Annotated in this window: 13 protein-coding genes and 1 pseudogene; 10 read left to right on the top strand and 4 right to left on the bottom strand. The window is 63.7% G+C overall.

What is annotated here, in order from left to right:
- The first annotated feature begins 373 nt into the window (after positions 1-373).
- From NX778_RS08920 to blaOXA, 9 genes are all read left to right on the top strand, one after another.
- A complete protein-coding gene (locus NX778_RS08920) occupies positions 374-1387 on the top strand; it encodes an adenosine deaminase (protein ID WP_258811372.1) in 1014 nt (337 codons plus the stop codon).
- A 12-nt stretch (positions 1388-1399) separates the two neighbouring features.
- A complete protein-coding gene (locus NX778_RS08915; RefSeq protein WP_258811371.1) occupies positions 1400-3931 on the top strand; it encodes an ABC transporter permease in 2532 nt (843 codons plus the stop codon).
- Between the two features lie 96 nt (positions 3932-4027).
- On the top strand, positions 4028-6823 hold the full coding sequence (locus NX778_RS08910) for a type VI secretion system Vgr family protein (RefSeq protein WP_258811370.1): 2796 nt from the start codon (positions 4028-4030) through the stop codon (positions 6821-6823).
- Positions 6824-7627, top strand: coding sequence for a DUF4123 domain-containing protein (locus NX778_RS08905; RefSeq protein WP_258811369.1), 804 nt, complete (start codon positions 6824-6826; stop codon positions 7625-7627).
- Positions 7628-7629: 2 nt separating this feature from the next.
- On the top strand, positions 7630-8388 hold the full coding sequence (locus NX778_RS08900) for a DUF3304 domain-containing protein (RefSeq protein ID WP_258811368.1): 759 nt from the start codon (positions 7630-7632) through the stop codon (positions 8386-8388).
- Complete coding sequence (locus tag NX778_RS08895) at positions 8385-10382, top strand: T6SS phospholipase effector Tle1-like catalytic domain-containing protein (RefSeq protein WP_258811367.1); 1998 nt, start codon at positions 8385-8387, stop codon at positions 10380-10382. Before NX778_RS08900 ends, NX778_RS08895 begins: the two co-directional genes overlap by 4 nt.
- A gap of 41 nt (positions 10383-10423) precedes the next feature.
- Positions 10424-10813, top strand: a complete 390-nt coding sequence (locus tag NX778_RS08890) for a group II truncated hemoglobin (RefSeq protein WP_258811366.1) — start codon at positions 10424-10426, stop codon at positions 10811-10813.
- A 2-nt stretch (positions 10814-10815) separates the two neighbouring features.
- The gene (locus tag NX778_RS08885) at positions 10816-12129 is read left to right on the top strand and encodes a DNA recombination protein RmuC (RefSeq protein WP_258811365.1); all 1314 of its coding nucleotides are present in this window, start codon (positions 10816-10818) and stop codon (positions 12127-12129) included.
- A gap of 86 nt (positions 12130-12215) precedes the next feature.
- Positions 12216-12968, top strand: coding sequence for a class D beta-lactamase (gene blaOXA / locus NX778_RS08880; protein ID WP_258811364.1), 753 nt, complete (start codon positions 12216-12218; stop codon positions 12966-12968).
- 10 nt (positions 12969-12978) lie between these two features.
- On the opposite strand, the gene moeA is transcribed toward blaOXA, so the two are convergent.
- The 4 genes and pseudogenes from moeA to NX778_RS08860 form a co-directional block, all read right to left on the bottom strand.
- Complete coding sequence (gene moeA / locus NX778_RS08875; protein WP_258811363.1) at positions 12979-14913, bottom strand: molybdopterin molybdotransferase MoeA; 1935 nt, start codon at positions 14911-14913, stop codon at positions 12979-12981.
- Positions 14914-14916: 3 nt separating this feature from the next.
- On the bottom strand, positions 14917-16026 hold the full coding sequence (gene moaA / locus NX778_RS08870) for a GTP 3',8-cyclase MoaA (RefSeq protein WP_258811362.1): 1110 nt from the start codon (positions 16024-16026) through the stop codon (positions 14917-14919).
- A gap of 208 nt (positions 16027-16234) precedes the next feature.
- Positions 16235-16411 (bottom strand): annotated as a pseudogene (locus NX778_RS08865) (chromate transporter); the annotation flags it as partial.
- Positions 16412-16664: 253 nt separating this feature from the next.
- Positions 16665-19796, bottom strand: a complete 3132-nt coding sequence (locus tag NX778_RS08860) for an Rne/Rng family ribonuclease (RefSeq protein WP_258811361.1) — start codon at positions 19794-19796, stop codon at positions 16665-16667.
- A 641-nt stretch (positions 19797-20437) separates the two neighbouring features.
- Between NX778_RS08860 and NX778_RS08855 the strand changes: the two genes are divergently transcribed.
- Positions 20438-21460 carry an RluA family pseudouridine synthase gene (locus tag NX778_RS08855; RefSeq protein WP_258811360.1) on the top strand — a complete coding sequence of 341 codons (1023 nt, stop codon included), beginning with the start codon at positions 20438-20440 and terminating at the stop codon, positions 21458-21460.
- The last annotated feature ends 14 nt before the right edge of the window (positions 21461-21474 follow it).

Here is a 21474-nt window from a genome sequence, read left to right as displayed (position 1 = left end):
CATCTTCTGATGTTTATGAAATTCACTATATGCCTAATAATTCCGGAAGTCAAAGCAGTATCGTGTGGCTTTGAGTAGCAGTTGTAACAAATTGATTTATATAACAAAAGCACCAATTTGGAGCATGCGCAAAATGATCCCGGCGGCGCTTTTTTGAAGCCCTTTTGAGGCCGCTTGAAAGCGTTTTCGAGTAATGCATTTCACAATCTTCTTTCACAAATGGTAAGTCGATAGTGCCCGATATGGCCAAGCTGTGGCGCACCGTACTGCAGGCCTTCGAGGCCCGCTTTGAGAGCGGGACTGAGCCGTCGGCGCGCATGCGCTACACTTGTCGGCGTGGTCCTACCCGGGCGCTAATTGCAGGAGAAAATAGATGTTGACTGATCCGCTGCGCAACATTGTTGTTGGCATGCCAAAAGCCGAATTGCACATTCATATCGAGGGTTCATTGGAGCCCGAATTGATTTTTGCGCTCGCGCAAAGGAATGGTGTTTCACTGGCTTATTCCTCGGTGGAAGCGTTGCGCGCAGCGTACGCGTTTACTGACTTGCAATCATTTCTGGATATTTATTACGCAGGCGCCAGCGTATTGCTGACCGAGCAGGATTTTTACGATATGACGGCGGCTTATTTGGCGCGTGTCCATGCCGATAATGTCCGCCATGCCGAAATTTTTTTCGATCCACAGACCCATACCGCGCGTGGCGTGCCGATTGAAACGGTGATCACGGGCATCTGGCGCGCCTGCCAGGAAGGGCCGATCAGCAGCCGGCTGATCATGTGTTTCCTTCGACATCTTTCTGAGGAGGAAGCGATTGCCACGCTGGAAGATGCGGCGCCCTACCGCGACAAGTTCATCGGCGTCGGCCTCGATTCGTCCGAGGTCGGCCATCCGCCGGAAAAGTTCGCGCGCGTGTTCGACCGTGCGCGCGAGCTCGGCTTGCACCTGGTCGCGCATGCGGGCGAGGAGGGGCCGCCGTCCTACATCCGCAATGCCCTCGATGTGCTGAACGTGGAGCGCATCGACCACGGCGTGCGCTGCCTCGAGGACCAGCTGCTGGTGGACCGCCTGGTGAGCGAGCAGGTGCCGCTGACGGTGTGCCCGCTGTCGAACATCAAGCTGCGCGTGTTCGACGTCATGGGCAAGCACAACCTGCGAGCGCTGCTCGATGCGGGGCTGGTGGCGACGGTGAATTCGGACGATCCGGCGTATTTCGGCGGCTACGTCAATGCCAACTATCTCGCCGCGTTCGAGGCGCTCGACCTTGGCGTGGCGGATGCGAAGACCCTGGCCCGGAACAGTTTCACGGCCTCGTTCCTCGATCCGGAAGACAAGCGCAAGTACCTGGCCGAAGTCGACGCCTTCTTCGCATCCGCCACCGCCTGATACGCAGACCGAATGTTCACCCAAGCCCTCCGAATGACCCTGCGCGACTGGCGCGCCGGCGAGCTGCGCTTCCTGCTGGTGGCGCTGATCGTCGCCGTGTCCGCGCTGTCCGCCGTCGGCTTCTTCGTCGACCGCATGCGCACGGCGCTCAACCGCGACGCCCACCAGCTCATCGGCGCCGACCTGCTGGTCAACGCGGACCAGCCGATCCGCTCCGACTGGCGCCGCGAAGCCGAGCGCCGCGGCCTGCTGCTGGCCGATACCGTGACCTTCCCCAGCATGGCGCAAGCGGGCGCCGGCGAGGCGTCGGTCGCGCAGCTCGCATCGGTGAAGGCCGTCTCGAAGGGCTACCCGCTGCGCGGCCAGATGCGCATCACGACCAATGCCGACGATGCCAGCGCGGCGCTCGGCGCCAAGACGTCTGCGATTCCCGCGCCCGGCACGGTGTGGGTCGACGCCAATCTGCTTGTCAGCCTCAAGACCCGCGTCGGCGACAGCATCCAGCTCGGCGACAAGCGCTTCACCATCACCCAGCTGATCGCCAGCGAACCGGATCGCGGCGCATCGTTCGCCAACTTCGCGCCGCGTGTGATGCTGGCGCTGGACGACCTGCCGGCCACGCACCTGGTCGACAACTTCGCGCGCGTCACCTACCGCATGCAGGTGGCGGCGCCGTCGAACAACGACCTGGCGCGCGTCGACGATTACGAGTGTTGGCTGCGCGCGCAGATCGAGAGCACGCAGGTGAAGGGTATGCGTATCGAGTCGCTGGAAAACGGCCGTCCCGAAATGCGCGCGACGCTCGACCGCGCCGACCGTTTCCTGTCGCTGGTCGCGCTGCTGTCGGCGATGCTTGCGGCGGTGGCGGTCGCGATGGCCGCGCGCCGCTTCATGCAGCGCCACCTGGACGCCTGTGCGATGCTGCGCTGCCTGGGCATGACGCAGAACCAGGTCGGCCTGATGTACCTGACCGAATTTGCACTGGTCGGCCTGGCTGGCAGCGTGCTCGGCGTGCTTGTGGGATTCGGCGCGCATTACGTACTGCTTGAACTGGTCGGGCGCATGGTTACCACCGACCTGCCGCCGGTCTCGCCGCTGCCCGCGCTGCAGGGCGTGGCCACCGGCCTGCTGCTGCTCGTCGGTTTCGCGCTACCGCCGGTGCTCCAGCTGCGCAACGTGCCGCACAACCGCGTGATCCGGCGCGAGCAGGCCGCGCCCCAGCCGATGGTCCTCGCCACCTACGGCATCGGCATCGCCGCCTTCCTCGCGCTGCTGCTCTGGCAGGTGGGTGACCCCAAGCTGGCGCTGATCACGGCTGGCGGCTTCCTCGGCGGCTTCGGCGTGTTCGCGCTGGCCGGCTGGCTCGCGCTGTACCTGCTGCGCCAGCTGCGCGGCATCTCCAGCGGCCAAGGCTGGCGCTTCGCGATCACCTCGCTGCAGCGGCGGCCCGGCGCCACCGTGGTGCAGATCGTTTCGCTGGCGCTGGGCCTGATGGCGCTGCTGCTCCTTACCGTCGTGCGCGGAGACCTGATGAACGCCTGGCGCGTGGCGACGCCGCCGGATGCGCCCAACCGCTTCATCATCAACATCATGCCGGACCAGAAGGACGACGTCGCGCGCCGCATCCAGGCGGCGGGCGTGCCGTCGCCGGCCCTGTATCCGATGATCCGCGGCCGCCTGGTCGCCGTGAACGGCCAGGCGATCACGCCGCAGACTTATCGGAATGACGATGCGCGCCGTCTCGCCGATCGCGAGTTCAACCTGTCGACCATGACCCAGATCCCGCAGCAGAACGAGATCGTGCAAGGCCAGTGGTTCAACGACGGCCCCGGCGTGTCCGAGGCCTCGGTCGAGCAGGGCATCGGGCGCACGCTGCACCTGAAGCTGGGTGACGTGATGCGCTTCGATATGGCCGGGCAGGTCGTCGACGCGAAGATCACCAGCCTGCGCAAGTTGGAATGGGGATCGATGCGCGCCAACTTCTTCGTCATCATCAACCCGAGCGCGATGGCGAATGCGCCGCAGACCTTCATGACCGCATTCCACCTGCCGCAGCGTGGCGCGGCGCTCGCGAACTCGCTCACGCGCGCGTACCCGAACCTGACCGTGGTCGACGTCTCCGGCATCATCCGCCAGCTGCAGGAAGTGCTGGACCAGGTTGTGACCGCGGTCGAGTTCCTGTTCATGTTCACGCTGGCGTCGGGCGTGCTGGTGCTGTACGCGGCGCTCATGGGATCGCAGGCCGAGCGCACCCGAGAGGCCGGACTGCTGCGCGCGCTCGGTGCCACGCGCGGCCAGCTGGCGCAGGCGCAGCGCATCGAGTTCCTGCTGGTCGGCGCTTTATCGGGACTGCTGGCGGCTTCCGGCGCGGCTGCCCTCGGATGGGCCTTGGCCAAGTACCAATTCAAGTTTCCGTGGTCGTTCGAGCCTGGGGTTTGGGGCGCGGGGCTGGTTGCGGGCGCCGTGTGCGCGCTGATCGGTGGTTGGCTGGGGCTGCGCAACGTGCTGCGCCAGCCGCCCTTGCAGACGCTGCGCGAGGCGTGAACGTTCGTTTCTGCAAAGCGATGACTTTGCGCAAGAAATGACTTGTTGAGTGGCGGTATCGTGGCGCTTGCTTTGTGAGGAGCAGCGTTGACCACGATGAGCCAGCTGACGGACGACATCACGGCCGCGCTCGTGCAGTTTTCGGGCACGACGCGGCTGTATTCGCTATCCGTCGGGGACGGCGACGGCGCAAGCGGCGACCTGCTGGTTGAAGCCTTCCTCGCCCGCGACGCCGTCAACGAAGTCGGCGTGCGCGATCTGATCGTGCTTTCCACCAGCACCTGGGTGGACCTCGATGCGCTGCTTGGCCAGACCGCGACCCTGGAGACCAGTCTTGCCGATGGCACGTGTACGGTCTTCGCCGGCGATATCTGCGAAGCGGCGATGCTGGGCAGCGATGGCCGATTCGCGCGCTACCGCTTGCGGGTCTCGCCTTGGATCTGGCGGCTCGGCCAGGTGCGTAATAGCCGCGTGTGGCAGGACAAGGCCGTCATCCACATCGTCGACGACGTGTTCGCGCCCTACCGGCCGTTGGCGCGCTGGCGCTGGAGCGGCGAGGCGGTCACCTTCATGTCCGACGCACTGCCGCGCAGTTACTGCTGCCAATACCGGGAGTCCGATTTCGATTTCGTCAGCAGGCTGCTGGCGGAGGAGGGGCTGTCCTGGCGCTTCGAAGACGGAAGCGAAGGCTCGTGCATGGTGCTGTTCGCGGACAGCAGCCACCCCGACGCGACGCCGGAAGATGCGTGCAGCGCATCCGGCGGCGGCATTCGCTACCACGGCGCACGGGCGGTCGAGCAGCGGGATACCGTACAGTCTTTGGCAGCGCAGCGGCGGCTGCACGCGTCGCTTGCTACGGTGCTCAGCTACGACTACAAGGCCAAGCGCATCGTCGCCACCCAGTCGCCCACGCGCATCGCGGGGATGCCGGCGTTGGAAGCATTTGATGTGCCCGGGCAGTACGCGTATCCGAACGCTGTGCAGGCGCGACGCTACGCGGATCTGCGCATGCAAGGGATGGAAGCGCGCGGCCAGCTCTGGCGCGGCCGCTCGACAGTTCGCACCTTGCGTGCAGGGACACGAGTCACCGTTACCGAGGCGCCGTTGCAGCAGCTTGGGGACGATGCGTCGTTCGCTATCCTTGGCGTGACAAGCGTCGGCGTGAACAACCTGCCGCCATCGGCCGCGCACGCTCTGACCGAGCTCTTTGGCCCGATCCCCGAACTGCTTGAAGAGTGCTCACGTGACGTCGAGCCGGAGGACTTCGAACTCGTCATCGCACAGGCCATCCAATCCGGCTACGCCAACTGCTTCGATGCTGTGCACGCGGAGCTGACCTGGGGTCCGCAAACGCAGCACCCGAAACCGACTGCGCTGGGATCGCAAGGCGCGATCGTTGTCGGTGCGGATGGCGGAGATGAACCGAGCGGCGCGGACGAGCTGTGCTGCGATCGGCTTGGACGCGTCCGCATCCGCTACCACTGGCAGGACAGCGGCGATGCGACGTGTTGGGTACGCGTCGCGCAGCGTTCCGCCGGCGGTGGCATGGGTTCTCAGTTCTTGCCGCGGATTGGGCAGGAGGTGCTGGTGCAGTTCGTCGAGAATGACATCGATCGTCCGGTCATCGTCGGTGCGCTCTACAACGGCCAGGGTGAAGGCGGCATCGGACCGACGCCCGGTGGAATGGATCGAACCGCAAGCAACGATCTCCTGTTCGAAAAGGCGCACGATCATGCGTGCTCCGCGCAAGGCAATCTCGCGGGTGGGAATAGCCCCGTGTGGCATGGCGCGTCGGCAGGTAGCGATGGGCACCGCAACGGCGGCGCGCAGTGGGGCGTGCGCAGCAAGGAGTTCGGCGGGCATGGATACAACCAGCTGCTGTTCGACGACACCGATGCGCAAGGGCGGTTGCAGCTCAAGACGACATATGCGGCGACGGAGCTCAATCTCGGTCATCTCGTTCACTGCGCGGACAACTATCGCGGCAGCTTCCGTGGCCTGGGCGCGGAATTGCGGACCGATTCATGTGGCGCAGTTCGCGCTGGCCGTGGGCTTCTGGTATCCAGCTACAAGATTAGCCACAACGCGACCGCGCGAGATCCTGCCGGCGAAAACGGCGCTTGCGTCGGCATGCTGCGGCAGGCTGCCGCGCTGGCGGAATCCTTTCACGGCGCGGCGCTGACGCATCAGACGGTCGGCCTTGCGATGCACGCCGGCGCTGCGAAGGCTAACGCCAGCGTGATCAGCGACGAAACGGCGCCGCTCAAATCGCTGCTCGCTGCGGCATCGGGCATGGTCAGCAACGATGGCGCCGTGTCGAGTTCCGGCCAGCTGCCGCATTCGTCGGAGGCGATCATCGCAATCTCGGCCAAGGACGGCTTCGGCGCGAACGCCGGCCAGAGCATGCAGCTTGCGAATGGCGAGACGGTGGCTTTGATGAGCGGCGGCGACACGCAGTTCGTCACCGGTGGCCAGATGCGGGTGCACGCCGGGCAGGCGATCGGAGTGCTCGCTGGCGCTGTGAAAGCAGGCGAGGGCGGCGTCGGATTGCAGCTGATCGCGGCGAAAGATGCGATCGATATCCAAGCCCAATCCGATGAACTCAAGATACAGGCGCGTGACGAAATCAAGGTCATCAGCGCAAACAGTCACATCGATTGGGCAGCTGCGAAGCGGATCAGCCTTTCCACGGCGGGCGGGGCGAACATCACGATCGAGGGTGGGAACGTCACGGTCCAGTGCCCGGGGAAGATCACGATCAATGCTGGCAAGAAGAGCCTCGCCGGGCCGGAGCGGGTCGCGTATCCGATGCCAGCACTGCCTAGAACGATCTGCGTCGCGTGTCTCAGGAAGGCCCTTGCTGCGGGAGCAGCTTTCACGATGGTGGAATAGATGCTCATCGACTCGTTCGCGCCTGACTGGTTGGACGATCTTTGCGCTCGCTATGAGGCGCTGCCGCCGCGTCATTTTCTGATCTTGCTAATCGATGGAGCCTTCGTCCCTGGTCTTCACAGATTGCTTCCATGTGGAGCAAAGAGACTCCTCTTCGAATCGCTGCCTTGCTGCTCCGATCAGGCAAGAGATGTCTCGCCCATTTTAGTGCGTTTCGAGCCGAACAGTCGCCGGCTAACCCGTCTGCTCAAACAATGTGACCGCTGGCCGATGGTGAGCGCTCTCGAAACACAGGAAACGGCAGACCGGCTAGCCGCTCGACTCGCTGCCTGGTGCATTGTCGAAGCCGATGGCCAGCGCTTTAACTTCAGATTCTCGGATACCCGGCGATTGCCATCGATCTTGAATACTTTGAGCGGCGCACAGCTCAGGCAATTCCTCGGCCCTGCCGTACGTTGGACCTATCTTTCACGCGATGGACGGTGGATAGAGCGAAAGTTTGTGCCTTCGGATGCTCCGATTGCTGATGATCCCGTTCTGGATCAGCCGCAGTTTTCAATACTGGTCGATGACAGTCTTGTCGACGAAATACTGTCACTGCTTGGCAGCCGAGGGCATGAAGTGTATCGCAGCCCGGCAAGAAGTCATGCGCTTGTGGCGACTGCGCTGAGCGCTGCTACCAGAGCCGGAATTCAAGATCAACTGATCGATTGGTGCGAGTGGTTTTGGCAGCGGGACCAACTTTTCGATGCGTCGGAAGCGGCTTCGCGCTTGGTGGCGTGGCTCGATTATTCACGGGAGTAGATATGTTTAGACATCTTCCAATTCGGTCGCTCTTGTGTCCCGCCTTGCTAGTTACCGGGCTGGCTTTATCCGCGTGCGAAAAAGCAAAGACGACAGTCGGTGTCGACGTGCATGGCGTCAACTACCGTGGCGACGAATTCAGTTACTTGTTGATAGACCCCAATAATCCGGATGACAGCAATGCTGGGGAGCACATCGACTCCTTTGCAGCCGGGGGCACCACCTGTTGTTATCCGCTTCCAAAGCAATGGCGCCCGGGAATCAAGGTGCGTATTCGACTAACGCACTGGCTACCCAAGGACAAAGACGGGCATTTGCCAGAAGTCATAGCCGAGCAAACAGCCGAGGTTCCCCCGTACGTGGACGGAAAGCCGGGCGAGCTTTGGGTTTTGCGCGGTGAAGACGGGACTGTCAGCGTTGTTTCAAGCGATTATCAGCCGGATCACCCCAGATGGCCCGGACAGGTGAAGGGGTGGCCGGTTCCCTCCCTGGAGTATCGCCGCACGCGCTGGGAGTTAATCAGGCACTATAAAAAGACGGATGTCGATCTGTTTGTTACCCTTTTAGACCAGCTTAAGAAGGATCCGAACAAGCGCGCCGCAGAGGCGTGGGCTGATGCCGAACAGTACGACCGCGCGTCGGTCGCCAAATTCAGCGGACCGCAGGATCCTCGATATCTTGCCTACCTCAATGAGGAATATAAGCAGGGCTTGATGGACTCTACGCGCGAGCTGCAACGGTTCGAGGAGACGCGGCCGTGAGCGCGCTTCTATCGCCGGCCATTGGCGCGGCCTTTAAGTATTCGAGCGATCGGAATCAATTCTTCTCAACCGATCGTCGAAAAGTACTCACTGCCCTGGAGTTGCGCGAAAAGCCGACGTTAGGGACGCCCAGCGAATCATGCAAAACCAATCTGTTCTTCGGGTTCTTTTTTGATGGCACGCGGAACAATTACCGGCAGGCCGAAGCAACTAAGGACCACTCCAATGTCGCGCGACTCTATGACTGTTTCCCTGGCCTGAGCGTGCCCGGCGTTCTCCCCGCATATACCGACTGGCACTACCGGGCAAAGGAGTATACGCACTTCTTCAAAGTTTATGTCCCTGGCGTCGCGTCTCCCTTTCCCGACGTAGGCGACAGTGGCAAGGATGGCGATGCCACTGCGGGTGCCGCGGGCGGTCGTCTCGGCGAGCGCCGGATAATTTGGGCGTTGGCGCAGGCGATCAATAATGTCCACCGTTATTTCCTGAAGGCGCCGTTGTTGATCGCATCCGATCTGGATCGGCTATTTCGAAACACATCCTTGACGCGGGAAGCTCGCGCGGCGATGGATGGCGAAACGGCTGCGCAGGTGCCAGAGCGGATACGGTATCGCATAGGGCGCACGCGTGAGGAATTCAAGGTCGTTCTGTCCCAGTTACAGGCGGCAGTAGCGCTACATTGTCCCGATCCGGTGACTGGCAAACCCCGGAAGATCGACCCTGGGACGGTGAAGACGATCTACATATCGACGTTTGGATTCTCTCGCGGTGCCACTGAGGCTCGGGTGTTCACCAACTGGCTGCAGTCACTATGCAGGCTGGACGCAGAGCTTCGGGGAAGGCCTGGCGAAATGTCTCTCGGCGGATTCCACGTTGAATTCGATTTTCTTGGACTGTTCGACACTGTAGCTTCGGTCGGGTTAGCAAACTCCACAAACTGGTGGGATGGCCATGCTGCCTGGGCCGACGCAGAGGACAGCTTGCGTGTCCCCTCGGGGCTCAAATGTCTGCATCTCGTCGCAGCACATGAACTGCGCCGTAGTTTTCCAGTGGACTCGATCGCAGTGAATGGTGTCCTTTCGGCAGGCCATGAAGAAATCGTTATGCCTGGAGTGCATTCGGATGTCGGGTGCGGGTACTGCCCCTGCGAGCAGGGCAAAGGAAGCGACGCCAATGGCGACGACATGCTGTCCCGAATTCCTTTGCTTATGATGTACAAGTCGGCGCGGATTAACGGTGCTCCACTAAAACTCGAGTTTGCGTCTGAGACCGTCAAGGGGAGATTCGCGCTGTCGGATCGCACCATCGAGACGTTCAACTCCTACATTGCCACTTGCAAGGAGACCAGTGGGCCGATCCATCGAATCATGCGCGAGCAGGCCCGCAAACAGATGGAATGGCGCTTGGCGCGCCGGGTCGATGGACCTAGCCCTGTCCACAAAATTCCTGGTTTTGCACGCGCATCCACGCTACATCAGAATGACATCTATAGTGCAGGTCTAGAGTTCGATGAAGAAATCGCTCGGTTCGAGGATTGGCTGCGGAAGAGGGGCGACTTTTTCACGCCAGCGACTCAGCCGCCTGGCTTTAACAACAACCGCGACGCCGAGTGGGAAGAGATCGCGACGTGGTGGAGAAAGTGGAAAAAGCCAAGCGTCGAGGTTTTACGCTTTTTTGACGACTATGTTCACGATTCGAGAGCGTCGTTCAAATGTTTGGGGGACGCCGACAATGAGCGTGACCTTAAAGAGCTTTTGAACAAATGGGTTCAGCTGCGCCACCAGCGCCTGCCAGTGCTTGCTGGGAAGGCGGATTACTCCCAGCCGTCATCTGCCCTGACCCAAGAGCAGGAGCGTGCGGCAGACGAGTATGCGAGGACTGGTAAGATCCCGAGGATGGTGAACGGAGGTCGCGAGCCGTTTAGAGGAGTCGAGGCAGGATATCTCCGATATCGGAAAGTTTATGGTGGGTCCGACGGTTTGCTGCTATCCTGATCGCCCAGCACAGCGTCAGCGGCCTGCGCTATCATGGCAGGATGTCCGATACCCCCACCCCCTACGAAATGATCGGCGGCGAGAGCCGCCTGCGTGAACTGGTCGACCGCTTTTACGACCTGATGGAGCTGGAGCCGGAATTCGCCGGCATCCACGCGATGCACCCCAAGCCCAACGACAGCTCGCGCGAGAAGCTGTTCATGTTCCTGTCCGGCTGGCTGGGCGGGCCCAATCTCTTCATCGACAAATTCGGCCATCCGATGCTGCGCGCGCGCCACCTGCCGTTCGGGATCGGCACCGGCGAACGTGACCAGTGGCTGCGTTGCATGGCGATGGCGATGCACGATGTCGGCATCGACGAGGAGCTGCAGCTGCGCCTGATGCAATCGTTCTACAACACCGCCGACTGGATGCGCAACAAGGCTGACTGACCATGACCGAAACCCAGTTCCTGATCCTCGCCGCCGCACTCTTTGCCGTCGTTGTACTCCAGTTGCTCGCGCTATTGCGTGGCCGGGGCGATGCGCAGTTCGAACGGATCGAACGCGAACTGCGTCTAGAAATGCAGGCTAGCGCGCAGGGCACGCGCCAGGAACTGTCGGCGCATCTCGCGCAGAACCAGGCCGCAATTGTGCAGCAGCTCGAAGCGATGCGCCAGCAGATCCAGGCGCAAGGCGCCGGCGGACGCGAGGAGCAGGCGCGGGCGCTCAAGCGCTTCGCCGACACGCTGAACCAGGCGCTGTCGACGCTCACGGAATCGAACGCGCAGCGCATGCTCGAAGTGCGCGCGACGCTGGAAGCCAAGATCGGCGACCTCCAGCACGATAACGCCAAGCGGCTCGAGGAGATGCGCCAGACCGTCGACGAGAAGCTGCATGCGACGCTCGAAACGCGCCTGACCGAGTCCTTCCGCCACGTCTCCGAACGATTGGAGAAAGTACACCAGGGCCTGGGTGAGATGCAGCAGCTCGCGGTCGGCGTGGGTGACCTGAAACGGGTGCTGACCAACGTGAAGACGCGCGGCACGTGGGGCGAGGTGCAGCTGGAGATGCTGCTGGAGCAAGTGCTGACCGTCGACCAGTACGCGCGCAACGTCGAGACCGTGGTGGGCACCAACGCGCGTGTCGAGTTCGCGATCAAGCTCCCTGGCGCGACTGAAGGCGGCCCGCCACTGTGGTTGCCGATCGACGCCAAGTTCCCGAAGGAACAGTACGAGCGCCTGGTGGAAGCGGCCGAGCACGCCGACGCCGACGGCGTGGCGAAAGCGGGAGCGGAGCTGGAGCGCGCGGTGCGGCTTGAGGCGAAGACCATCTGCGAGAAATACGTTTCGCCACCGCAGACGACCGACTTCGCGATCCTGTTCCTCCCGACCGAGGGCCTGTACGCAGAGGTGATGCGCCGCCCGGGCCTCTCCGATGAACTTCAGCGCACCCTGCGCGTGATGGTGGCCGGGCCGTCGACCCTGACCGCGCTCCTCAACAGCCTGCAGATGGGCTTCCGCACGCTGGCGCTGGAGAAGCGTTCGTCGGAAGTGTGGCAGGTTCTGGGTGCTGTGAAGACCGAATTCGGGAAGTTCGGCGACGTGCTCGCCGCGACCAAGGTGACGCTGGAACGCGCCGCGAAAAACATCGAGAACGCCGAAGTGCGCAGTCGGGTGATGGCGCGCAAGTTGAAGTCAGTGGAGGCCCTGCCGAGCGAAGCTGCGCAGTTGATGTTGGGGACCGAGCCGGTCGAAGCCGACGACTGACATCAACCGCGAACTGAAAGATAAGAATGAGGAAGCGAATGGAGCTTGCATTTGGCGGCGCCGGAGCTCGCAGCAGGAGCAGGGAGATGCTGCGTTTCGTGATTCTCGCAGCGATGCTCGTGGTTTCGAACAGTCAGGCGAGGGAAGTGTGCACGGTGGTGGCCGATGCCGCCAGCGGCAAGGTGCTCGCACAGCGCGGCGAATGCGATCGCCGCGTGACGCCGGCGTCGACGTTCAAGGTCGCGATCAGCCTGATGGGTTATGACGCGGGCTTCCTCAAGGACGAGCACGCGCCGCTGCTGCCGTTCCGCCCCGGCTACGTCGACTGGCGCGAGAACTGGCGCATGCCGACCGATCCGGCGAAGTGGATGCGTGACTCTGTCGTCTGGTTTTCGCAGCAGGTGACGTTCGCGATCGGGCACGAGCGGCTTGCCGCGTACACGCAGCGTTTCGGCTTCGGCAACGCAGATGTATCGGGTTTGCCGGCGACGGAAGGCCCGGATCTTTCGTGGATCAATTCATCGCTGCAGATTTCACCGCTCGAACAGGTGGCATTCCTGCGCAAGCTCGTAAACCGCGAGCTCGGCGTCAGCGGGCACGCCTACGACATGACCGCCAGGATCACGCTGTACGGCGAGGTTCCAGGTGGCTGGACGGTGCACGGCAAGACCGGCTCCGGCGGCGGCAATGGCTGGTACGTCGGCTGGGCGACGAAGGGCAGGCGTACCGTCGTATTCGCCCGCCTCCTCAAACGGGAAGCCTCCGAGACCGGCGAGGTGCCGGTGGCGATCCAGGCGCGCGACGGGATGGTGGGCGAGCTCGCGCAACTGGCGCGCTAGGCGCCGGGAATCAGACCAGACCTTCGAACAGCAGCACATCCACCATGTCCCCGGCGGCGACGCTGCCCTGTTCGTCGTGCAGCACCACCATGCAGTTCGCCTCCGACATCGAACGCAGGATGCCTGAGCCTTGCGAGCCGGTGATGCGCACTTGCGGCATGCCGTCGTCGCTGCGCGACAGGATGCCGCGCTGGTATTCGGTGCGCCCCGGTTTCTTGCGGATCGCGCCCGCCGAACGGGCCTTCACGAGTTCAAGCGGCGCCTCCGCGCCCATCATGCGCAGCAGCGCGTCGCGCGCGAAGAAGTAGAACGAGACCATCACGGCCACCGGATTTCCCGGCAATCCGAACAGGTAGGCGCTGTGCGCGCCGGACGCGATGCGGCCGAAAGCGAGCGGGCGGCCGGGGCGCATGCCGATCTTCCAGAACGTGACGTCGCCCAGCCTGGCCATGACCTGCTTGGTGTAGTCCGCCGCGCCGACCGACACGCCGCCCGAGGTGACGATCGCGTCCGCGTTCTCGCAGGCGGTGCGCAGCGCGTCTTCCAGCGCCTGTGGATCGTCGCGCACGATGCCCATGTCGATGATGTCGCAGCCGAGCCGCTGCAGCATGCCATAGATGGTGTAGCGGTTGCTGTCGTAGACGCAGCCTTCATCCAGCGGCTGGCCGATCGACCGCAGCTCGTCACCGGTCGAGAAAAAGGCGACGCGCAGGCGGCGCTGCACCGGCACTTCCGCGACCGCGAGCGAGGCGAGCATGCCGAGATCGGCGGGGCGGATCACTTTGCCTTTGCGGAGCGCTGCATTGCCGGCCTTGAGGTCTTCGCCGGCCAGGCGGCGGTTGTCGCCGGTGCGGATGGCGCCGGGCGGGATGGTGACGCTGGTGTCGCTGTCCGCGGTGACGAATTCCTGCGGTACCACGCTGTCGCAGCCATTCGGCATTACGCCGCCGGTCATGATGCGCACGCATTCGCCGTCCGATGGGACGATGTCGCAGGGGCGGCCGGCGTAGACGGTGGCGATCACGCGCAGCGTCGTTGGCGCGTCCGGTTTCAGGTCGCTGCCGCGCAGGGCAAAACCGTCCATCGCGGAGTTGTCGTGGGCCGGGACGTTGATGGTGGAGATTATGTCCTGTGCCAGCACCCGACCCAGAGCCGAACGCAGCGCGACTTGTTCGATTCCGCGGATCGGCGTGACGAAGTCGCGGATGATGCGTTGGGCATCACGTACCGGAAGCGCGTTGGGGTCGTAGCCGGCGAGGCAGCTGGCGACTTGGGCCAGCGATTGTGGCTGATCGGCGAAATGGGGTTCTCCGGGGGGCGTCGAGCCCGTGCGCGGGAACGACGAGCCGTCTGCATCGAGCTGTTCGAGCTCGTCGCGCGTATTGATGTTGCGGAAGGCGTCGGCGTCGTCGAACAGGACTTCGACGGCCTTGAGCTCCTTGTACCAGCCATCCATCTTGCGCCCGCCTGCCGCGAGATAGGCCGACAGCACGGGCTGCAGCTCCGCCTTCACCAGGCAGAAGACCGGATGCGGCTGCACCATCTTGCCCGGCTCCTGGGTCGCGGCGAACGCAAGGTCCGCGTCTTCGCGCTGCAGGGCTTCGAACAGGCGCTCGGCCAGATCCTCCGGCACAAACGGCGAATCACATGGCGCGCTCAAAAGATAAGGCGTGGCGCAGCGGCGCATGCCTGCTTCCAGGCCCGCCAGCGGACCGGCGAAGCCTGGCGTCTCGTCCGGCCAGACCGGCACACCGAAGCCGAGCCAGGTGTCGAGGTTCTGGTTGGCGTTGATGGCGATGCTGGCCACTTGCGGCGCGAGCCGTTCCAGTACATGCGCCGCCATCGGCTTTCCGCGGAAGGGCTGCAGGCCCTTGTCCACGTGGCCCATGCGCGTGCCACGCCCGCCAGCGAGGATCAGCCCACTGATCGATTCGTTCTTTTTCATGTTCTAGCCGCCGATGTAGGACATTTCGACTTTGCGCTCGCCGCGCACGAGGCCTGCCGTGTTGATGGTTCGGGTCTCGGAATAACGGTCGGCGCGTACGCGCCACAGCTGCGCGATCGCGTTGGAGATTTCGAGGTCGCTGCGGCCTTCGCGCAGCAGCGCGCGCACGTCGTGGCCGCGCGTGGCGAACAGGCAGGTGTACAGCTTGCCCTCGGTGGACAGGCGGATACGTGAGCAGTCGTGGCAGAAGGCCTGGGTGACGCTGGAGATGAGGCCGATCTCGCCGCCGCCGTCGGTGTAGCGCCAGCGCTCCGCGGTCTCGCCGCTGTAATTGGCCGCGATGGGTTCGAGCGGCATTTCGGCGCCGATGCGGCGCACTACTTCGCTCGACGGCACCACGTCCGCCATGTTCCAGCCGTTGGACGCGCCCACGTCCATGAATTCGATGAAGCGCAGGATGAAGGGCGAGCCTTTGAAGTGGCGCGCCATTGGCAGGATCTGGTCGTCGTTCATGCCGCGTTTGACCACCATGTTGACCTTGATCGGGCCAAGGCCCGCGGCGTGCGCTGCGTCGAGGCCTTCGAGGACGTCGGACACGGCGAAGTCGACATCGTTCATGCGGCGGAAGGTGGCGTCGTCCAATGCATCGAGCGAGACGGTGACGCGGTCGAGGCCAGCGTCCTTCAGCGAGCGCGCCTTGCGGGCCAGCAGGGACGCGTTGGTGGTGAGCGTCAGGTCGAGCGGGCGGCCACTGGGCGTCTTCAGCTCGCGCAGCATCGCGACCAGGCGTTCGATGTCCTTGCGTAGCAGCGGTTCGCCGCCGGTCAGGCGCAGCTTTTCGACGCCGTGTTCGACGAACAGGCGCGCGACGCGCGTGATCTCTTCAAACGAGAGCAGCGAGGAGTGCGGCAGGTAGGGATAGTCCTTGTCGAACACTTCCTTCGGCATGCAGTACACGCAGCGGAAATTGCAGCGGTCGGTGACCGAGATGCGCAGGTCGTGCAGCGGACGCGCGAGCGCGTCCTGCACGCGGCCTGCCGGCGTGTCGAGGATGGCTGGGACGGCGAGCGCACGGGCGCGGTCGTCGACCAGCATGATGTTTTTTTCAGCCATGCCGATACGATAGCACGAGGCCGGCGACGGCACAGGCGAGGACCAATCTGACCGTATCGACGCGGTAGCGGAACAGTGCGACGCAGGCCGCGGCGCAGATGAGCATCGCGGCCGGCTGCCACTGTCCGCCGGCGAAGAATACCTGCGGCCGAAGAACAGGGATAGGCTGGCGATGACGCCGACCACGGCGGCCGAGATGGCGGTGAGCGGCGCGCAGGAAGCGGCGTTCGGAGATCCAGCGGCGGCGCTCGACCAGTTCCGCATGCATCACCGCGATCTGGCCGGCGGGGCCGCCGAAGCTGATGAAGCCGAGTTTGAGCCAGTACTAGAAGGCTTCGCCCAGGCCGATGGGGGAGGGGCGCGACGGCGGGTTTGGCTCGGGCATTCGGGTCGCGCGGGGAGCGTGGAGGTCGCTCATCGTACAGGAAAGCGGGCGCAGGCGTGGATGCTCAGCATGGGCCCCGGCCTCCGCCGGGGCGACGGTTTTCAAGCAAACCAGCGAGCGAACCTTAATTGTTTATCACCATCCAAAAAACCGTCATCCCGGCGGAGGCCGGGATCCATGCTGAGCCTCTCGTCACGCGGCGTAAAAAAAGGGAAGCGCGAACGCTTCCCTTCTTCTTCAAACCGCAGCGTGATTACTGACGGGTATCCACCTGAACCAGCGGTTCATCCACCGGCGGCGGCGGCACGCGGCGGGTGCGGCGCACCGGTGCTGCCGGTGCAACCTGGGCCGCTTGCTCTTGCGCGGCACGCAGCTTGGCCGGGTCGGTCGATGCAAGTTGCAGGCCGGCAGCGGCCAGCAGCTCGCCCAGATCCGCGGCCGGAGCCGGTGCGCTTGCCGATGTCGGCGCGGCTGCGACAGCTTCGACAGGTGCAGCAGGCGAGATGGCCGCCGGAGCAGCAACCAGTGCCGGCTCAGCCGGAGCAGCAGCAACCGGAGCAGCAGCAACTGGCGCCGAAGCAACCGGAGCCGGAGCAGCAGCCTGTACCGGAGCAGCAGCCTGTACCGGAGCAGCAGCCTGTACCGGAGCAGCAGCCTCTACTGGCGCCGCAGCCTGGGCAGTTTCAACCGAAGCGGCAGCCTGTGCCGGCTCGGAAGCAGCCTGTTCAGCCTTCGCCGGAGCAGCCTGCTCAGCGGCGCGGGCCCCCATCATCGCAGCCGTCGGGAACACCCAGGCGGTCGACGTCGGGCCCGGCTGGGCGGTCGATGCCACCGCTGCTGCCGGTGCTTGTGGCGCTTTCTCAGCAGCACGGGCTGCCATCGACGCGGACGTCGGGAACGGCCACGGTGCGCCCAGGTCGGCGGTCGATGCGGCCTGGCGTGCCTCGGCTTGCACCTTGGCAGCTTCCTGGTCGGCCACCGGGGTGAACGCCGGTTCGCCTTCCTGCTCGGCGCCTTCCGCGTCCTCGACCTGCTCACGCTCGCGGCGGTTGCGGTTGCGGCCGCCACGACGGCGTCGGCGGCGCGGCTCATCGCCGCCTTCGCCATGCTCGCCGGCCGGCGCCGCAGCCAGGTTCACCGCATGCTCGAGCTCGTCACCGTGCGGAGCGCTGGCGGTGTCGGCTTCCGCCACGGCGACCACTTGCGCCAGGTTCGGTTCCTCGGATTTTGCTTCGGCAGCCGGGAAGCGCTCGCCACGCTCGCGTTGCGGACGCTGGCCGCGCTCACCGCGTTCCGCACGCTCCGGACGTTCCGCTTTTTCCGGGCGCTCGCCGCGCTCGGCGCGTTCACCACGCTCGGCGCGCTGGGCTTGCGCCTCGACCGGCTCGCGCTGCTCACGCGGCTGGCGTTGCTGGCGCTGGCGGCCGCCTTTGGCCTCCGTGCCTTCCGTTGCCTTGGCAGTCTCGTCCTGCGGCGCCTTGGCGACCGGTTCGCGCTCCTCGCGCTCGCGGCCACCTTGCTTGCCGTTACGGCCACCGCGGCCACGCTGCTGGTTGCGGCCACCGCGGTCACCACGTTCGCCCGCTGCCGGCTTCAATGCAGCTGCGGCCGGGGCCGGTGCTGCGACCGGGGCGACCGGCGCCGGTGCGCCGAAGAAGAAATTGCGCAGACGCGCGAAGAAGCCGATCTCGGCCGGCGACTGCGCCACCGGTGCGACCGGGGCCGCCGGCGCGGCTGCCGGCTTGGCCGCCACTTCGCTGCGGTCCACCATCGGTGCCGGTTGTGCCGGGGTAATGGTTTTGACGACAGCTTCCTGGCGCGGACGGGTCTCTTCCTTCTGGCGCTTGGAGAAGCCCATGTCCGTTTCGGCGGATTCGGCCAGAGTGTAGCTGGCGGCCGCTTCTTCCAGGCGCGGGTCGTCGTGCTTGATGCGCTCCAGTTTGTAGTGCGGCGTCTCCAGATGCTTGTTCGGGATCAGGATGACGGCGATCTTGTGGCGGTTCTCGATCTTGAGCACTTCGCCACGCTTCTCGTTGAGCAGGAACGCGGCCACGTCCACCGGCACTTGCACGTGGATGGTCGCGGAGTTTTCCTTCATCGCCTCTTCCTGGATGATGCGCAGGACTTGCAGGGCGGACGATTCGGTATCGCGGATGTGGCCGGTGCCGGAGCAACGCGGGCAGGTCACGTGCGAGCCTTCCGACAGCGACGGACGCAGGCGCTGGCGCGACAGTTCCATCAGGCCGAAGCGCGAGATCTTGCCCATCTGGACGCGCGCACGGTCGTGGTGCAGGGCGTCCTTCAGGCGCTGCTCGACTTCGCGCTGGTTCTTGGCCACTTCCATGTCGATGAAGTCGATCACGATCAGGCCGCCCAGGTCGCGCAGGCGCAGCTGGCGGGCCACTTCATCGGCCGCCTCGCAGTTGGTGTTGAAGGCGGTGGTCTCGATGTCCGAGCCGCGCGTGGCGCGCGCCGAGTTGACGTCGATGGACACCAGCGCTTCGGTGTGGTCGATGACGATCGCGCCGCCCGACGGCAGCGGGACGGTGCGCGAGTACGCGGTCTCGATCTGGTGTTCGATCTGGAAACGCGAGAACAGCGGCACGTCGTCGCTATAACGCTTCACGCGGTGCACCATGTCGGGCATCACGTGGCTCATGAACTGGTGCGCCTGTTCGTAGATCTCGTCGGTATCGATCAGGATCTCGCCGATGTCCGGCTGGAAGTAGTCGCGGATCGCGCGGATCACGAGCGAGCTTTCCTGGTAGATCAGGAATGGACCCGGTGCCGACTTGCCGGCGCCTTCGATCGCGCGCCACAGCTGCATCAGGTAGTTCAGGTCCCACTGCAGCTCGTCAACATTGCGGCCAATGCCGGCGGTGCGGGCAATCACCGACATGCCTTGCGGCAGGTCGAGCTTGTCCATGGTCTCGCGCAGTTCCTGGCGCTCTTCGCCCTCGACACGGCGCGACACGCCGCCGCCGCGCGGGTTGTTCGGCATCAGTACCAGGTAGCGGCCGGCCAGCGAGATGAACGAGGTCAGGGCCGCGCCCTTGTTGCCGCGTTCCTCTTTCTCGACCTGCACCATGATTTCCTGGCCTTCGCGCAGCGCCTCTTTAATAGTGGCATTGCGGACGTCCACGCCATCGCGGAAATAGGAACGCGCCACTTCCTTGAACGGCAGGAAGCCGTGGCGCTCCTCGCCGTAGCTGACGAAGCAGGCTTCCAGCGACGGTTCGATGCGGGTGATGACGCCTTTGTAGATGTTCGACTTGCGCTGTTCGCGGCCGGACGTCTCGATATCGATATCGATCAGCTTCTGACCGTCGACGATCGCTACGCGCAACTCTTCCTGCTGCGTAGCATTAAACAACATTCGTTTCATTTTTATAAACTCCGCGACCCGAAGGCCGTTCCAAGCCACCTTGCCAAAGGGCGGCAACATACAAGGAGTACGCGGGGAGGGGAGTGTTGGAGGGTGGGTATGCCCTACTCCTGCGGCGCGGCGACGCACGGCGTCGCTGCCCGCAACAGGGCGCGGATGGAGTCAATCGTCATTGCCGCGCGCACCTTGACGCCTGCAAAATCTGCGTGCGGCCCGAACAGGGCGGCACAGCATCAGCGAGGCGATGTGCAACAGCATGCCAAACCGTAGCCAGCGAACAAACCAGGACTTCGATACCAGGCGAAGAATCAGCCTTTATTCACGAGCCTTCTGATTGAGGCCTACATCGGGTCGGGCGAAAACGGCAAGCGTTATCGACGCCATCAACCAGCGAGCCAACCTTGCGGCGGGCTTGCCGGTACTTATCCTTACATTTCCAAACAATCCATTCCTGCATCCCTCACGCGTTACCCGACTGCAACTACGGTGCAGCCCAAGCTCGCGCGGGAACGTGCGTACGCTATTTTCCCCATCGAATAGCATTTATTTGCGGGGCCGACGGGGGCGCCCCTGTGTAAAATATCGTTTTAATTCTTACACAAGCAGAGGTTTGACCGCCGCCTGTCGATTATATATTCAAAATGAAGGACTTAAAGAGAATTTCTGGGAAGACAGGAGAAACCAGGCAGCAAAATGCTGTCGTTCCCCCTTCATCACAGGCAGCTGCGCAAGTGCAGCTCGTTACCATTACCGAAGAAGAGGCCGGTCAGCGTATCGACAACTTCCTTCTGCGGATCTGCAAGGGCGTCCCCAAGAGCCATGTCTACCGGATCCTGCGCTCCGGTGAAGTGCGGGTGAACAAGGGCCGCATCGACCAGCTGTATCGGCTGGTAGCGGGCGACGTCGTGCGCATTCCTCCTGTGCGGATGGCCGAACGCAGCGCTTCGGCGCCCGTGCCCGGCGTCGAGTTCCCGATTCTGTTCGAGGACAGCCACCTGCTGGTGATCGACAAGCCGGCCGGGGTGGCCGTGCACGGCGGATCGGGCGTTTCCTATGGCGTCATCGAGCAGCTGCGGGCTGCGCGGCCGGAGGCCAAGTTCCTGGAACTGGTGCACCGGCTGGACCGCGAAACCTCGGGGTTGTTGTTGCTTGCTAAGAAACGCTCGGCCCTGACTAATCTGCACGAGCAGATGCGCGATGGCCACACCGACAAACGCTATTTGACCGCGGTCTATGGCGACTGGAACAACAAGCGGCAGCATGTGAAGCTGCCCTTGCATAAATTCACGACGCCGGATGGCGAGCGGCGGGTGGTGGTGCAGGCCGGGGGCATGGAATCCCATACCGTATTCAGCCTCCTGCGCAAGTGGGAGCGATTTGCCTTGCTGGAAGCGGAGCTGAAGACGGGGCGTACCCACCAGATCCGCGTTCATCTGGCATCTTCGGGCTTTCCTATCCTCGGTGACGAGAAGTACGGCGATTTCGCATTGAACCGCCAGCTGCAGAAGGCTGGCGAGGATCATGGTCCGCTGCGCAGGATGTTTCTCCATGCGCATCAAATCACCTTCACCCATCCTGATTCCGGGAAAGAAATGACACTGAAGGCGCCACTGCCCGCTGAATGCGAGCGTTTCTTGGTAAGCTTGGGGCAAGCAAAGGGATAGCAGGGTGTTTTCCC

This window comes from Massilia terrae, from assembly GCF_024753145.1.
Lineage (GTDB): Bacteria > Pseudomonadota > Gammaproteobacteria > Burkholderiales > Burkholderiaceae_D > Telluria > Telluria terrae.
This window is presented reverse-complemented; position numbering and strand designations above follow the sequence as displayed.